Source organism: Hydrogenophaga sp. NH-16 (assembly GCF_004006415.1).
In the GTDB taxonomy this organism is placed as follows: domain Bacteria; phylum Pseudomonadota; class Gammaproteobacteria; order Burkholderiales; family Burkholderiaceae_C; genus Hydrogenophaga; species Hydrogenophaga pseudoflava.
In genome coordinates, this window is sequence record NZ_CP029344.1 from 2,347,237 (window position 1) to 2,361,405 (window position 14,169).

The window sequence follows — 14,169 nt, forward strand, 5'->3', positions numbered from 1 at the left end:
TTTTTCTTGTCTGTCACTTTCTCCGCGACCGATCATGAGCACCGCCCTGCACACCTCCGCCCTCAAGTCCCTGCCCCTGCTCGCACGCGGCAAAGTGCGCGACAACTACGCCGTGGGCGACGACCGCATCCTGATGGTGGCGTCTGACCGCATCAGCGCCTTCGACGTGATCATGGGCGAGCCGATCCCCGGCAAGGGCGAACTGCTGACCACGCTCAGCCTGTTCTGGTTCGACCAGCTCGGCCCCAAGGGCCTGGCCATCTGCCCCATCCACCTGACCGGTGAGGCGCCCGAGAGCGTGGTCTCGGCCGACGAGGCGGACCTGGTCAAGGGCCGTTCGATGCTGGTGCAGCGCCTCAAGCCCATCCCGGTCGAGGCCGTGGTGCGCGGCTACCTGGCCGGCAGTGGCTGGAAGGAATACCAGGAGAGCCGCTCGGTCTGCGGTGTGCCACTGCCCGAAGGCCTGCAGAACGCGTCCAAGCTGCCCGAGCCGATCTACACCCCGGCCGCCAAGGCCGAGATGGGCGAGCACGACGAGAACATCACCTACGAGAAGACGGTGGAGATGGTCGGTGCCGACATCGCCGCGCAGATCCGCGACAAGGCCATTGCCCTGTACAAGGCCGCGGCCGAGATCGCGCTGAAGAAGGGCATCATCATTGCCGACACCAAGTTCGAGTTCGGCCTGGACAAGAACGGCACCGTGGTGCTGATGGACGAGGTGCTGACGCCCGATTCCTCGCGCTACTGGCCGGCCGACCAGTACGCCGTGGGCAGCAACCCGCCCAGCTTCGACAAGCAGTTCCTGCGCGACTGGCTGGAGACCGCCAAGGTCAACGGCCAGCCCTGGGACAAGGCACCGCCCGCGCCGCGATTGCCGCGCGAGGTGATCGAGAAGACTGCCGCCAAGTACCAGGAAGCGCTGACCCGTCTGATGGGTTGACCTGCGGGGGCCCGCCCCGGGGCGGGGGCGAAGGGTTGTTCGGCCGGTGGTGCCGGTTACCGCGAGGTTACTGGGTAGAGTGCGGTCACCGAACACCAGGAGACGCATCATGTACACTGCCCACCCCCAGCGCTACGAGCGCATGCCCTACCGCACCGTCGGCAAGAGCGGCCTGAAGCTGCCTAGCATCACTCTCGGCCTGTGGCACAACTTCGGCGATGCCACGCCGATGGAAACGCAGCGCGCCATGCTGCGCACCGCTTTCGACGCCGGCATCACCCACTTCGATCTGGCCAACAACTACGGCCCGCCCGCCGGCAGCGCCGAGACCAATTTCGGTGAACACCTGCGGCGCGATTTCCGGCCCTACCGCGACGAGCTCATCATCTCCAGCAAGGCCGGCTACGACATGTGGCCCGGCCCATACGGACAGGGCGGTGGCTCGCGCAAGTACGTGCTGGCCAGCCTGGACCAGAGCCTGAAGCGCATGGGGCTGGACTACGTGGACATCTTCTATTCGCACCGCTTCGACCCCGACACCCCGCTCGAAGAAACCATGGGCGCGCTGGCCACGGCGGTGCAGCAGGGCAAGGCGCTGTACGTGGGCATTTCCAGCTACTCGGCCGGCAAGACGCGCGAGGCCGCGGCCATCCTGCGGCAGATGGGCGTGCCGCTGCTGATCCACCAGCCGTCCTACAGCCTGCTCAACCGCTGGGTCGAGGAAGCGCTGCTCGACACCCTGCAGGCCGAGGGCATGGGCTGCATCGCCTTCAGCCCGCTGGCGCAGGGCCTGCTGACGAACAAGTACCTGAACGGCGTGCCGCAGGATGCGCGCATCCACCGCCCCGGGGGCGGATCGTTCAAGCAGGAACACCTGAGCGAACAGAACCTGATCCATGTGCGCGCACTCAACGACATGGCGCAGGCGCGCGGCCAGAGCCTGGCGCAGATGGCCGTGGCCTGGGTGCTGCGCCATCCGGGCATGAGCTCGGCGCTGATCGGCGCCAGCAAGCCCGAGCAGATCACCGAGCTGGTCGGCGCGCTGCAGAACCTGCACTTCAGCGCCGACGAACTCGCCGCCATCGACCAGCACGCGGTGGACGGCGGCCTCAACCTCTGGAAGAAGCCTTCGACCGACCAGCGGCTGTGACGCCGGGCGCCGCCCGGGCGGGGTCCAGCGACATTTCCTGGGCGAGCGCCAGCGACTCCTGCATCACCGCGCGGGTGGCCGGGCTGAGCGGGCCGGTGCGTGCCAGCGCCAGCGCGATGTGGCGCACGATGGGCGGGTCCACCAAGCGCGCGGCCTGGAAGCGGTGCTGGCTGCGCGCCACGTCGATGGCGTAGGACCCGAGCAGCGCGTAGGCGCCGCCCTGCGAGGCGATGCCCAGCTGCAGCGCGAGCGAATCGGCCTCCAGCACCACGTTGAGCTGCACGCCGCGCTGGCGCGCCACCTGCTCCAGCTGGTCGCGCCAGCTGCTGGGGCGGCAGAAGGCCACCAGCGGCAGGCCGTCCAGCGCCCTGAACTTCACCGTCGGTTTCGCGGTCACCGCGTCGCCCTCCGGGCCGACGAGGTAGGTCTGCGCCTCGGCCAGCGACAGCGCGTCGCTGCCGTTGGGCTGGCCGTGGCGGAACAGCAGGGCCAGGTCCAGGCTGCCGTCGTCCAGCCAGGTCTCCAGCTGCGCGCCCTGGCCTTCGCGCACGCTCAGCTGCACCAGCGGGTGCTGCTGGCGCAGGCGGGCGAACAGCGTGCTCACGAAGGGGTGGGCCAGCGACGGGATGGTGCCCAGGCGCACGCGGCCCATGGTCTGGCCGGCGGTGGCGCGGACGTCGTTCTCCAGTTGCTCGGTGCTGCGCAGCCAGACCCGCACCTTGGGCGCGATGCGCTGGCCGAAGGCCGTGAGTGCGACACCCCGGCCGGTGCGCTCGAACAGGCGCCCGCCGCACCGCTGCTCCAGCTCGGCGATCTGCCGGCTCACATGCGGCTGGCTGGTGCCGTGCAGCAGCGCGACCTTGCTCAGGCTGCCGGTTTCGGCGGCGTCGAGGAACAGTTTCCAGAGCGCAGGATTCATGGACGTGACATGCAGAAAACGTATGTCTGAAATGTACCGTCAGACAGTTCCGCTATGGGTTGCCTTGGCCGACAGTCCGTTTCACGGCGGCGGACCTGCAGGGCCCCGCCGCCCAGGCGGTCACCGGGCAGAAAGCACGGCGGCTGTGCCGAACGAACCCCTTGCTGAGGAACCGACATGAACGCTCCCGACCTGCGCGGCCTGAACCCCGCCCCCGTGACCCCCTTCACCCGCGACGGCGCCGTCGACTACGCGGCCATCCAGCGCCTGGGCCGCTGGCTGGCCAGCGTGGACGGCGTCAAGAGCCTGACCGTGCTCGGCCACGCCGGCGAAGGCACCTTCCTCGAACGCGACGAGCAGTTCAAGGTCATCGAAGCCTTCCGCAAGGCGGTCGACGACAAGCTGCCCATCATCGCGGGCATCACGCTCGAAGGCACGCAGGTCGCGGCCGCCGAAGCCAAGCGCGCCGTGGACGCGGGCGCCTCGGCCGGCCTGGTCTATCCCTCGCACGGCTGGCTGCGCTTCGGCTACCAGAAGGGCGCACCGCAGGACAAGTACAAGGCCATCTACGAGGCCAGCGGCCTGCCGCTGATCCTGTTCCAGTACCCCGACGCGACCAAGTGCACCTACGACCTGGAAACGCAACTGGACATTGCCGCCCTGCCTGGCGTGTTTGCCATGAAGAACGGTGTGCGCAACATGAAGCGCTGGGACCGGGAGATCCCGGTCATCCGCGCCGAGCGCCCCGACCTGCAGATCCTGACCTGCCACGACGAGTACTTGCTGCACACCATGTTCGACGTGGACGGCGCGCTGGTGGGCTATGGCTGCATCGCGCCCGAGCCGCTGGTCGAGATGATCAAGGCCGGCAAGGCCAAGGACTACAAGAAGGCGCGCGAACTGCACGACCGCCTGCTGCCGGTGACCGCCAACGTCTACCACCGCGGCTCGCACATGGAGGGTTCGGTGGCGTTGAAGTGGGCACTGGTGGCGCGCGGCATCCTCGAGCACGCCACGGTGCGCAGCCCGCTGCTGCCGCTGGCCGAAGGCGCCGAGCACGAAATCGCCGCCGCCATGCGCGCCGCAGGCCTGGGCCTGGCGCAGTGAGACCCCTCAGGCGCGCCGGGCCGGCGCGCCTACCATCCACCCGTGGAGACAAGAAGCATGAAGACCAAGATCTGGATGGCCGCCCTGGCGCTGGGGCTGTCGCTGACGGCGCCGGTGCAGGCGCAGGGCCAGTTCCCGTCGGGCACGCTCAAACTGGTCGTTCCCTTTGCCGCAGGCGGCGGGGTGGACCAGGCGGCGCGCCTGCTGGGCCGGCAGCTGCAGACCGACCTGGGCGTGTCGGTGATCGTCGAGAACAAGGCCGGCGCCAGCGGCACCATCGGCGGCAAGGCGGTGCAGATGGCCACGCCCGATGGCATGACCCTGCTGTTCTCGGCCGCCACCCACGTGCTGGCCAGGCAGGTGCTGGCCAACCCGCCCTACGACCCGCAGGCCGACTTCGCGCCCGTGGCACGTGTGGGTGAGGCGCCGCTGATGCTGGTGATCCCGCCCGGCGCACCGCAGAAGAACCTGAAGGAGGTGCTGGACGCCGCACGTGCGCAACCCGACAAGTGGACCGCCGCCGTGCCGGCCCTGGGTGCGCCCAGCCACCTGGCGACGCTGCTGCTGGCCCAGCAGGGCAGCCTCAAACTGACCATGACGCCGTACAAGGGCACCGCGCCTGCGCTGGCCGACGTGGCTGGCGGCCATGTGCAGTTGCTGATGGATTCCATCATTTCGATCCAGGCCATGGCGAAAAGCGGCAAGGTCAAGGCCATCGCCACCACCATGGCGCGCCGCAGCAAGGTGGTGCCGGACGTGCCCACCGCGGCCGAAAGCGGCTATCCCGGCATGGTCTACGAGTCCTGGTACGGCGTCTGGGCGCCCAAGGGCACGCCGGAAGATCGGGTGCAGCTGCTGAACAAGGCCGTCAACAAGGCGGTGGACCAGCTGGCGAAATCGGGCGCCCTCGACACCCTGGGGATCGAGCCGGTGCAGGAGAGCACCGAGCAGTTCCGCAAGTACGTGGCCGCCGACGTGACCCGCAGCGCCGAGCTGCTCAAGGGGGCTGGCTTCAAGCCTGAGTGAGGCGGCTCAGTTCAGCGCCATGCTGAGCTTGCGCCGGTACTGCGAGACCAGCTGCGCCTGCGGGTCTTCCTGCACCGCCGCCTTGCCCGCCAGCTCGATGCCGCCGGCGCTCTTGCCGGCCGCGGCCGGGTCGGCCTTGGGCTTGGGCGGGGTCATGAGTTCGAGCAGGCCGACGTAGGTCTTGCGCGGGGCCTCGTCGTCCCACTTCTTGTCGCGCATGATGATCTCCAGCAGCTCTTCGAGCGCGGCGGGCCATTCGCCCATGGCGATCAGCACGCGGCTCTTGGCGAAGCGGGTCTCGAAGTCGCGCTTGTTCTGGCCGATCAGCTCGTCGAATTTCTCCAGCGGCCACTGCCCGCGCGGGTCGGTGCCGACGAACTCCAACGCGTTGAGCCACTGGGCCAGCGCGTCAAAACGCAGCGGCACCGGGATGCGCGAGAGCGTGGGCGCCAGCGCCCCGGCGGCCTGTTCGAACAGACCGTGGCTGATGCACTGGCGGATCAGTTCGAAACGCAGGTCGTCGTTGTCGGGCGCCTGGGCCACGGCCTGGGCCAGCTTCTCCAGCGCGGTGGCGGGGTCGGCGCCTTCACCTTCGGCGCTCTGGTCCAGCATCTGCTGTGCTTCGTCGGCTTGCGCCAGCGCGGCCAGCTCGTCCTCGCTGGGCAGGTGTTTGTCGAGGAAGGCCTTGATCTGGCCCTCGGGCAGCGCGCCCATGAAGCCGTCCACCGGCTGGCCGCCGATCAGCAGCACGCAGGTCGGGATGCTGCGGATGCCGAAGGCCGCGGCCAGCTGCTGTTCCTGGTCGGAGTCGATCTTGACCAGCTTGAAGCGGCCGCCGTACTCGGCCTCGACCTTCTCCAGGATGGGGCCGATGACCTTGCAGGGACCGCACCAGGTGGCCCAGAAATCGACCAGCACCGGGGTGTGCATGGAGGCCTCGATGACCTCGGCTTCGAAGTTGGCGACGGTGACGTTGATCATGGCGTGCTGCGGTGGTGTGGGGGCGGGACGTGGCGGCCGGCGTGGCGCGAAACGTAAAATCCGCACTTTACCGGAGCCGCCCGCCCGCGGGCTCCGGCTTCACCCGAGTCTCCTTCCAACAGCGCCCGGTCCGGCGCGCACGAGAGCCTTCCCCATGAGCACACCCGTGGTTGGCGTCGTCATGGGTTCCAGCAGCGACTGGGACACCATGCAGCACGCCGTGCAGATCCTCAAAGACTTCGGCATTGCGCACGAGGCGCGCGTGGTCTCGGCCCACCGCATGCCCGACGACATGTTCGCCTACGCCGAAGCCGCCGCCGGCCGGGGGCTCAAGGCCATCATCGCCGGCGCCGGTGGCGCCGCCCACCTGCCGGGCATGATCGCCGCCAAGACGGTGGTGCCGGTGCTGGGCGTGCCCGTGATGTCCAAGGCGCTGTCGGGCGTGGATTCGCTGCACTCCATCGTGCAGATGCCCAAGGGCGTGCCGGTCGCAACCTTCGCCATCGGCCCCGCCGGTGCCGCCAACGCGGCGCTGTTCGCCGTGGCCCTCTTGGCCAACGAAGACCCGGCCCTGCGCCAGTGGCTCCTGGCCTTCCGCGCCGAGCAGACCGAAGCGGCCCGCAACATGACCCTGCCAGTCTGATCCCATGAGCCTCAAACCCCTCCTGCCCGGTGCCCTGTCCGACCGTGGCCAACAGATGACCCTCGGCGTCATGGGCGGCGGCCAGCTCGGCCGCATGTTCGTGCAGGCCGCCCAGGCCATGGGCTACTTCACCGCGGTGCTCGATCCCGATCCCGCCAGCCCGGCCGGCCTGGTGGCGCACTTCCACATCGAGACGCCCTACGACGACGAGCAGGGCCTGGCCCAGCTGATGCAGCGCTGCGACGCCATCACCACCGAGTTCGAGAACGTGCCCGCGCCTGCGCTCATCACCCTGGGCGCGCACCGCCCGGTGGCCCCCTCGGCCAACTGCGTGGCCGTGGCGCAGGACCGCATCCAGGAGAAGGCGCACTTCGTGCAGTGCGGCCCGATCAGCGGCGTCTACCCGGCGCCCTACGCGGCCATCGAGACGTCCGAGCTGCTGGCGGCGGTGCCGGCCGACCTGCTGCCCGGCATCATCAAGACCGCGCGTCTGGGGTACGACGGCAAGGGCCAGATCCGCGTGAAGAACCGCGAAGAACTCGCTGCCGCCTGGGACAAACTCGGCCGGGTGCCCTGCGTGCTGGAAAAGCTGATGCCGCTGCAGAGCGAGTGCTCGGTCATCGTGGCGCGCGGCGCCGACGGGCAGGTGGTCGCCTTCCCGGTGCAGAAGAACACCCACCACGACGGCATCCTGGCCATCACCGAGGTCTACGAGGGCGCCGTGCCGGCCGATCTGGCGGCGCGCGCGCAGGCCAGCACGGTGGCGATTGCGAACCACCTGAACTACGTTGGCGTGCTCTGCGTCGAATACTTCGTGGTCGACAACGGCCAGGGCGGCAGCGACCTGATCGTCAACGAGATGGCGCCGCGGCCGCACAACAGCGGCCACTACACGCAGAACGCCTGCGACATGTCCCAGTTCGAGGCGCAGGTGCGCACCCTGGCCGGCCTGCCGCTGCCCGTGCCGCGCCAGCACAGCCCGGCCATCATGGTCAACCTGCTGGGCGACCTCTGGTTCAACCCCAACGGCGTGCGCAGCGCCGCCAGCGAACAGCCGGTGTCGCCGCCCTGGGCGCAGGTGCTGGCGCTGCCGGGCACCCATCTGCACCTGTACGGCAAGCTCAGCGCCCGCCCGGGCCGCAAGATGGGCCACCTGAACATCACCGGCGACTCGGTGGTGCAGGTGCGCGAGACGGCTTCCAAAGTCCTCGTCCTGCTCGGCCTGCCCGCGCTGGACTGAATCCCGTGCCCCTGACCCTGAACGCCAGCGATCCGGCGGCCATCGAGCAGGCCGCGCAGCGCCTGGCCGCGGGCGGCCTGGTGGGCATGCCGACCGAGACCGTCTACGGCCTGGCGGCTGACGCCGGCAACGCCAGCGCGGTGAGCCGCATCTTCTCGGCCAAGGGCAGGCCCAGCGACCACCCGCTGATCGTGCACATTCCCCCGGCCGAAGCTGGCGACTGGCGCGCGGCGGTGGCGCCGCTGGCGCACAGCGTGCCGGACTTCGCCGTGGCGCTGATGGCCGCCTTCTGGCCCGGACCGCTCACGCTGATCCTGCCGCGCCGGCCCGAGGTGGCGGCGGTGGCGGCTGGCGGCCAGGACTCGGTGGGCGTGCGCTGCCCGTCGCACCCGGTGGCGCAGGCGCTGCTGAAGGCAGCAGGTCGGCAAGGCGTGATCGGCGTGGCCGCGCCCAGCGCCAACCGCTTCGGCCGCGTCAGCCCGACCACGGCCGCGCACGTGGCCGAGGAATTCTCCGACCTGGACGACGAACAGCTGCTGATCCTCGACGGCGGCGCCTGCCCGGTGGGCATCGAATCGACCATCGTGGACTGCTCGCGCGGTGCGCCGGTGCTGCTGCGCCCTGGCATGCTCACGCCCGCGCAGATCGAGGCCGCCTGTGGCCAGCCGCTGCGCGAGCGCGACGAGGCCGCGCCACGCGCCTCGGGCACGCTGGAATCGCATTACGCGCCGCGCGCCAAGGTGCGGCTGATGTCGGGCGAGCAGATCCAGGCCGCGCTGGACGTGCTGGGCCAGGACGCGAAGCACATCGCCGTGTACACGCGCACCACGCAGCGGGCTGCCCGCGCCGTGGTGCAGCGCCGCATGCCGGCGGATGCCGCCGCCTGCGCGCAGGAGCTGTTCGCGGTGCTGCGCGAACTGGACGCCATCGGCGTGAAGCTGATCTGGGTCGAGACGCCGCCCGAAGGCGCCGAGTGGGACGGCGTTCGCGACCGGTTGCAGCGCGCCGCGGCCTGACGCGGGCGAATCTTTCCCTCAAGTTCGGCGGCGGTCGGCCGATAGCCCCTGCAGGATGCCCGTCAGGGCGCCTGCACCTCCGTCCGCCGAACCACCTGCGAGCCCGCCGTGAACCGCAACCACTTCGCTTTCCAGAGCGTCAGCGACGACCGTCTGGCCATCAACGACGCCACGAGACACCAGTACTACAGCACCATGCAGGCCGAGACCTGCGACGACGACCTGCTGCTGGCTGCGCTCAACCGCCGCAAGGCGCGCGCGCTGATCGCCCGCCGCGACCACCGCCGGCTGGGCATCGGGCTGGTGGTCCTGGCGGTGTGTGTCGTGCCCGCACTGGTCTGGTGGCTGGGCTGAACCCCCACCCGCGGCGGCTTCAGTCGGGCAGGGCGGCGGTCCACTCGACCAGGGTGTCGAGCGCCGGGCGTGCCGCCATGGCGTTCGGGTGGTTGATGAACCCGACCACCACGTAACGACCACCGTTGCCCGCGTTCACATAGCCGGCGATGCCGGTCACGTCGCGCAGCGTGCCGGTCTTGAGCCAGGCGTTGCCATAGGCCGGGCTGCCCGGCTCCCGGCCGACGCGGGCCGCCGTGCCCTTGACCCCGGCCACCGACAGCGACTGGACGAAGGTCGCGCCGCGGGGGTGGCGGGCCGCGTGCAGCAGCAGATCGCCCAGGGCCTCGGGCGTGATGCGCTCGATGCGCGAGAGGCCGGAGCCGTTTTCCATCACCGGCACGGTGTGGCGGATGCCGAAGGTGGTTCTCCACCAGCGCGCGACGATCTCGCGCGAGCGCTCCAGCCGGCCCTGGCGTTCGGGCGTGAGCCGGCCGCGCGGCACGGTCATCGTATCGACCCGCGCGGGCGCCAGCTGCCCCAGCGTGAGGAACAGCTGCTGCGCCATCACGTTGTTGCTCCACTGGTTGACGTCGGCAATGATGTCCGACAGCGGCAGCGACCTCGCCTCGTGCAGCAGGCGGGCCCGGGCCGGGGTGGCGCCCATGACCACCTTGCCGGTGAGCGCGCCGCCGCTGTTGCGCCACAGGCCTTCGAGCGCGCGCGCCGCGTAGCTGGCCGGGTCCTGGTAGGCCACCGGCCACTCCTTGTCGCCGCAGCCGGCCGGGTAGCGGCCGGTGAAGCGGATCGCGTTGACGTCGTCGAAGCGGGCACCGATGGCGCCGCGCCAGTCGCCGCAGCCACCGCTGCGGGTGAGCGGCAGCGTGGCGTCCACCGCCAGCCCCGCCATGGGCGGTTCGCTGAACACCCGCGCCACGCCGGCGGCCGGGTCGGGAAAGAACTTGAGCACCACCGACTTGAAGTTCACCAGCAGCGCGTCGGGCCCGGCGTTGTAGGGCCGCAGCGCCTCGCCGTCGAAGGCGCCGGGGTCGCGCGGTGGCAGGTCGAAGGCGCTGTTGTCCAGCACCATGTCGCCCAGCACGACCACCACCCCCAGGTTCTGCAGCGCCTGGAAGGCGCCCTGGATGCGTTCGAGCACCAGCTTGGGGTCGCCGCCGCCCTTGATATAGAGGTTGCCGCGCAGTGTGCCTTTGTCCACCACGCCGTTGGTGTAGAAGCGGGTGGACCAGGTGAAGTCGGGGCCGAGCAGGTCCATTGCGGCGTAGGTGGTCACCAGCTTCATCACCGAGGCCGGGTTGACCGGCTGTTCGGTGTTGAAGCGCACCCGGGCGGCACCGGGGCCACCGACCGGCAGCACCAGGGCCGACATGGCCGCCGCGGGCACCTGGGCGCGCTGCAGGGCCGCCAGCACCGACGGCGGCAGGCCGGTCTGCACGGGGGGCGGCAGCGCCGCGGCGCGCGGCAGCGCGGTGGGTGCGGTGGTGGACGGTGTGCCGGGGGCCTGCAGACCCGTTTCGGGGGTGAGGCGCAGCTCGCCGGCCGACAGCTCCTGTTCCTGCGCCTGTGCGAGTGCACCACCGCTGACCAGGGTCAGCAGCAGGCCGGTCAGCAGGGCGGCGTGCAGGGGGTGTCGCATGGAGTGCCGATTATGGGTCCGGGCCCCTCACGGATAATCCCCCGAATGCCTGTTTCCGACCTGCGTTTTCTGGCGATCGACTCCAGCACCGACACCCTGTCGGTGGCCCTGGGCTCGGGCGCGCCCGGCGAGACGCCGCTGGCGTTCACAGGACCGGGCGCGGCCCAGGCCTCGGCCACGCTGCTGCCGGCCGTGCAAACGCTGCTGGCGCAGGCGGGTTGGTCGCTGGCCTCGCTGGACGCCATCGTGTTCGGGCGCGGCCCGGGCTCGTTCACCGGCCTGCGCACCGCCTGTTCGGTCGCACAGGGCCTGGCCTACGGCGCGGGAGGGCGGCCGGTGCTGCCGGTGGACACCCTGCTGGCGCTGGCCGAATCGGCCCGGCTGCAGCGGGTCGCCGACGGCCAGGCCGTGCCCGCCGCGATCGCTGCCCTGCTGGACGCCCGCATGGACGAGATGTATGTGGCCCTGTACGCCTGCGGCCCCGACGGGTTGCGGACCGGGCCGCTGCAGGCGCCGCGCCTGTGTGCCCCGCAGGACCTGGGCGACTGGCTGCGTGGGGTGGCGCCAGACCAAGGGCGCGACGTCCTGCTGGCCGGCAATGTGTTCGAGGTGTACCGCGACCGGCTCGACCTGCCGGCGCTCCCCCGGCAGCCCGCGCTGCCCACGGCCCAGGCCCTGCTGTCGCTGGCGCCGGCGCTGATGGCGGCGGGCCATGCGGTGGACGCGCGCGAGGCGCTGCCACTGTACGTGCGCGACAAGGTCGCGCGCACCACGCTGGAGCGGGAGGGGCGGGCATGACGGCCCTCGCTTCGCCCTGGCCCGCGGCGGCCACCGACCCCCAGCGCGGGCGCCGAGTGGCCTTCGAGCCCATGACGGACGCCGACCTGGATGCGGTCTGCGAGGTCGAGAAAACGGCCTACGCCCACCCCTGGTCGCGGCGCCATTTCGCCGATTCGCTGGCCAGCGGCCACCCCGCCGTGATGCTGCTGGCCGAGCCCCTGCCCGGCGAGGTGCCGCACCCGAAGCGTGGCGACGGCCGGGTGCTGCTCGGTTACCTGGTGGCCATGCCCGGCGTGGACGAGGTGCACCTGCTCAACATCACGGTCGCGCCCGCGCAGCAGCGCCAGGGCTGGGCGCGCTTCATGCTGGACGCCCTGGTGCTGTGGTCGCGCGGCCAGGGCGCGCAGTGGCTGTGGCTGGAGGTGCGCGCGGGCAACGACCCGGCGCGCACGCTCTACACCCGCTGCGGCTTCCAGCAGGTCGGCCTGCGCCGGGGCTACTACCCGGCCGGCGGGCTGCAGCGCGAGGACGCGGTGGTGATGAGCCTGGACCTGTCGGGTCCGCCCGCAGGAGCAGCGTCATGAGCGCCGCCGGGCCGTTCCCAAGGCGCTCAGCCCCGCAGTGCGCAGCACGGAGGGTAGTCCAGTGAGCGGATTCGACGACGACGCCACCTCGTTCGTGCCGCATCTGGACGCGCGCCAGCGTGCGATGCTGGCCGAGATGGGCGTGCGCGTCTGGGCGCCGCGCGCCGATGCGGCCGCGGTGGAGCCTGCACCGGCTGCGGTGCCGGCGGTGTCTGCTCCGGTGGCGCCCCCGCCGGCCGAGACCCGCCCCTCAGCCCCTCCTGCACCCGCCACCGCGCCGAGGACGGCGCCGGCTGCACCGGCCGTTGCACCGGTGGCCGTGCCGACATCACCCGCGGCCACCGAGCGCCTGCGCCCGGCCGGCGTGGCGCAGATGGACTGGCCGGCGCTGCGGGCGGCCGTGGCCGGCTGCGAGGCCTGTGGCCTGTGCAAGACACGGCGCAACACGGTGTTCGGCGTCGGCGACACGCAGACCGACTGGATGATCGTCGGCGAGGCGCCGGGCGAGAACGAGGACCTGCAGGGCGAGCCCTTCGTGGGCGCGGCCGGTCAGCTGCTGGACAACATGCTGCGTGCCGTCGGCCGCAGCCGCACGGGCGAGGGCGTCAAGGGTGCCTACATCGCCAACGTGCTCAAGTGCCGCCCGCCGGCCAACCGCAACCCCCAGCCGCAGGAGGTCGCGCAGTGCGAGCCCTACCTGGCGCGCCAGGTCGCGCTGGTGAAGCCCAAGATCATCGTGGCGATGGGGCGCTTTGCGGTGCAGTCGCTGCTGCGCACCGAGGAGCCCATCGGCCGCCTGCGCGGCCGCGTGCACCGCTACGAAGGCGTGCCGGTGATCGTGACCTACCATCCCGCCTACCTGCTGCGCACCCCGGCCGACAAGGCCAAGGCCTGGGAAGACCTCTGCCTGGCGATGGAGACGGCCGAAGGCCTCTGACGGTCGGGGGGCAGGGGTTCCCCCGGGTTGGCGGCCAGCGCCGGTCGCGCGATCCTGCGGTCATCACCAACGACGGGAGACCCCCATGACCCAGCTCTTCGACGCCCCCCTCATCGGCACCGGCCCGCGCAAGGTGCTGTGCCTGCATGGCTGGTTCGGCCATGCCCGCGGCTGGGGCCCCATGGTCCAGCACCTGGACAAGGACGCCTTCACCTACGCCTTCCTCGACCAGCGCGGCTACGGCCACCGCAAGGACAGCGGCGGCCCCTACACCATGGCCCAGATCGCGCAGGACGCGCTGGCGCTGGCCGACGCGCTGGGCTGGGACCGCTTTGCCCTGGTCGGGCATTCGATGGGCGGGCTGGCGATCCAGCAGGTGCTGGCCGACGCGCCGCAGCGGGTGCAGGCCCTGGTGGGCGTGACCCCGGTGCCGGCCTCGGGTGTGCCTTTCGACGACGCGGGCTGGACCTTCTTCTCGGCCGCGGCCAAGGACGTGGGCACGCGCCGCGCCATCATCGACCTGACCACCGGCAACCGGCTCTCGGGCGTCTGGCTCGACGGCATGGCCCGGCGCTCGCTGCAGCACTCGGATGAAACCGCGGTGGCCGACTACCTGGTGGCCTGGGCCAAGACCTCGGTGCTGGACCGGGTGCAGGGCCAGACCCTGCCGGTGCTTGTGATCGCGGGCGAACACGACCCGGCGCTGGGCGCCGAGACCTGCAAGGCCACCTGGCTGCAGCACTACCCGAATGCCACGCTGGAGGTGATGGCCAACGCCGGCCACTACCCGATGGACGAGACGCCGATCGCGCTGGCGACGTCCATCGAACGTTTCCTGATGAAGGCGATGTGA

The 14,169-nt window shown here is 71.0% G+C and carries 15 protein-coding genes; 12 read left to right on the forward strand and 3 right to left on the reverse strand.

Annotation, left to right across the window (positions count from 1 at the left end):
* Positions 1-34: 34 nt before the first annotated feature.
* Both DD542_RS11335 and mgrA read left to right on the forward strand, forming a co-directional pair.
* Positions 35-943, forward strand: coding sequence for a phosphoribosylaminoimidazolesuccinocarboxamide synthase (locus DD542_RS11335; RefSeq protein ID WP_127805735.1), 909 nt, complete (start codon positions 35-37; stop codon positions 941-943).
* A 109-nt stretch (positions 944-1,052) separates the two neighbouring features.
* Positions 1,053-2,093, forward strand: coding sequence for an L-glyceraldehyde 3-phosphate reductase (gene mgrA, locus DD542_RS11340; protein WP_127805736.1), 1,041 nt, complete (start codon positions 1,053-1,055; stop codon positions 2,091-2,093).
* On the opposite strand, the gene DD542_RS11345 is transcribed toward mgrA, so the two are convergent.
* Positions 2,053-3,012: a LysR family transcriptional regulator gene (locus tag DD542_RS11345; RefSeq protein ID WP_127805737.1), complete on the reverse strand. Its 960-nt coding sequence runs from the start codon at positions 3,010-3,012 to the stop codon at positions 2,053-2,055. The two genes, mgrA and DD542_RS11345, sit on opposite strands and share 41 nt — an antisense overlap.
* A 177-nt stretch (positions 3,013-3,189) precedes the next feature.
* Between DD542_RS11345 and DD542_RS11350 the strand changes: the two genes are divergently transcribed.
* A complete protein-coding gene (locus DD542_RS11350) occupies positions 3,190-4,119 on the forward strand; it encodes a dihydrodipicolinate synthase family protein (RefSeq protein WP_127805738.1) in 930 nt (309 codons plus the stop codon).
* 57 nt (positions 4,120-4,176) lie between these two features.
* Positions 4,177-5,145 carry a tripartite tricarboxylate transporter substrate binding protein gene (locus DD542_RS11355; RefSeq protein ID WP_127805739.1) on the forward strand — a complete coding sequence of 323 codons (969 nt, stop codon included), beginning with the start codon at positions 4,177-4,179 and terminating at the stop codon, positions 5,143-5,145.
* A gap of 6 nt (positions 5,146-5,151) precedes the next feature.
* Here the strand turns inward: DD542_RS11355 and trxA are convergent, their stop codons facing one another.
* A complete protein-coding gene (gene trxA / locus DD542_RS11360; protein WP_127805740.1) occupies positions 5,152-6,126 on the reverse strand; it encodes a thioredoxin in 975 nt (324 codons plus the stop codon).
* A gap of 154 nt (positions 6,127-6,280) precedes the next feature.
* On the opposite strand from trxA, the gene purE reads away from it, so the two are divergent.
* The 4 genes from purE (at position 6,281) to DD542_RS11380 (ending at position 9,379) form a co-directional block, all read left to right on the forward strand.
* Positions 6,281-6,769, forward strand: coding sequence for a 5-(carboxyamino)imidazole ribonucleotide mutase (gene purE / locus DD542_RS11365; protein WP_127805741.1), 489 nt, complete (start codon positions 6,281-6,283; stop codon positions 6,767-6,769).
* A gap of 4 nt (positions 6,770-6,773) precedes the next feature.
* On the forward strand, positions 6,774-8,009 hold the full coding sequence (locus DD542_RS11370; RefSeq protein ID WP_127805742.1) for a 5-(carboxyamino)imidazole ribonucleotide synthase: 1,236 nt from the start codon (positions 6,774-6,776) through the stop codon (positions 8,007-8,009).
* An 11-nt stretch (positions 8,010-8,020) separates the two neighbouring features.
* A complete protein-coding gene (locus tag DD542_RS11375) occupies positions 8,021-9,025 on the forward strand; it encodes an L-threonylcarbamoyladenylate synthase (protein ID WP_127807372.1) in 1,005 nt (334 codons plus the stop codon).
* A 108-nt stretch (positions 9,026-9,133) separates the two neighbouring features.
* Positions 9,134-9,379, forward strand: a complete 246-nt coding sequence (locus tag DD542_RS11380; RefSeq protein ID WP_066157000.1) for a hypothetical protein — start codon at positions 9,134-9,136, stop codon at positions 9,377-9,379.
* 19 nt (positions 9,380-9,398) lie between these two features.
* Here the strand turns inward: DD542_RS11380 and dacB are convergent, their stop codons facing one another.
* Positions 9,399-11,015 carry a D-alanyl-D-alanine carboxypeptidase/D-alanyl-D-alanine-endopeptidase gene (gene dacB, locus DD542_RS11385; protein ID WP_127805743.1) on the reverse strand — a complete coding sequence of 539 codons (1,617 nt, stop codon included), beginning with the start codon at positions 11,013-11,015 and terminating at the stop codon, positions 9,399-9,401.
* Between the two features lie 45 nt (positions 11,016-11,060).
* On the opposite strand from dacB, the gene tsaB reads away from it, so the two are divergent.
* From tsaB to DD542_RS11405, 4 genes are all read left to right on the forward strand, one after another.
* A complete protein-coding gene (gene tsaB, locus DD542_RS11390) occupies positions 11,061-11,813 on the forward strand; it encodes a tRNA (adenosine(37)-N6)-threonylcarbamoyltransferase complex dimerization subunit type 1 TsaB (protein ID WP_206610799.1) in 753 nt (250 codons plus the stop codon).
* Positions 11,814-11,884: 71 nt separating this feature from the next.
* The gene (rimI, locus tag DD542_RS11395; protein ID WP_241559793.1) at positions 11,885-12,379 is read left to right on the forward strand and encodes a ribosomal protein S18-alanine N-acetyltransferase; all 495 of its coding nucleotides are present in this window, start codon (positions 11,885-11,887) and stop codon (positions 12,377-12,379) included.
* Positions 12,380-12,503: 124 nt separating this feature from the next.
* A complete protein-coding gene (locus DD542_RS11400) occupies positions 12,504-13,316 on the forward strand; it encodes a uracil-DNA glycosylase (protein WP_127807374.1) in 813 nt (270 codons plus the stop codon).
* An 85-nt stretch (positions 13,317-13,401) separates the two neighbouring features.
* Positions 13,402-14,169: an alpha/beta hydrolase gene (locus tag DD542_RS11405; protein ID WP_127805745.1), complete on the forward strand. Its 768-nt coding sequence runs from the start codon at positions 13,402-13,404 to the stop codon at positions 14,167-14,169.

Coding starts and splice junctions, on each gene's coding strand:
- DD542_RS11370 (WP_127805742.1), top strand. CDS start 6,774: ATGAGCCTCAAACCCCTCCTGCCCGGTGCCCTGTCCGACCGTGGCCAA.
- DD542_RS11350 (WP_127805738.1), top strand. CDS start 3,190: ATGAACGCTCCCGACCTGCGCGGCCTGAACCCCGCCCCCGTGACCCCC.
- DD542_RS11400 (WP_127807374.1), top strand. CDS start 12,504: ATGCTGGCCGAGATGGGCGTGCGCGTCTGGGCGCCGCGCGCCGATGCG.
- rimI (WP_241559793.1), top strand. CDS start 11,885: ATGACGGACGCCGACCTGGATGCGGTCTGCGAGGTCGAGAAAACGGCC.
- DD542_RS11405 (WP_127805745.1), top strand. CDS start 13,402: ATGACCCAGCTCTTCGACGCCCCCCTCATCGGCACCGGCCCGCGCAAG.
- trxA (WP_127805740.1), bottom strand. CDS start 6,126: ATGATCAACGTCACCGTCGCCAACTTCGAAGCCGAGGTCATCGAGGCC.
- DD542_RS11335 (WP_127805735.1), top strand. CDS start 35: ATGAGCACCGCCCTGCACACCTCCGCCCTCAAGTCCCTGCCCCTGCTC.
- dacB (WP_127805743.1), bottom strand. CDS start 11,015: ATGCGACACCCCCTGCACGCCGCCCTGCTGACCGGCCTGCTGCTGACC.
- tsaB (WP_206610799.1), top strand. CDS start 11,061: ATGCCTGTTTCCGACCTGCGTTTTCTGGCGATCGACTCCAGCACCGAC.
- DD542_RS11345 (WP_127805737.1), bottom strand. CDS start 3,012: ATGAATCCTGCGCTCTGGAAACTGTTCCTCGACGCCGCCGAAACCGGC.
- purE (WP_127805741.1), top strand. CDS start 6,281: ATGAGCACACCCGTGGTTGGCGTCGTCATGGGTTCCAGCAGCGACTGG.
- DD542_RS11355 (WP_127805739.1), top strand. CDS start 4,177: ATGAAGACCAAGATCTGGATGGCCGCCCTGGCGCTGGGGCTGTCGCTG.
- mgrA (WP_127805736.1), top strand. CDS start 1,053: ATGTACACTGCCCACCCCCAGCGCTACGAGCGCATGCCCTACCGCACC.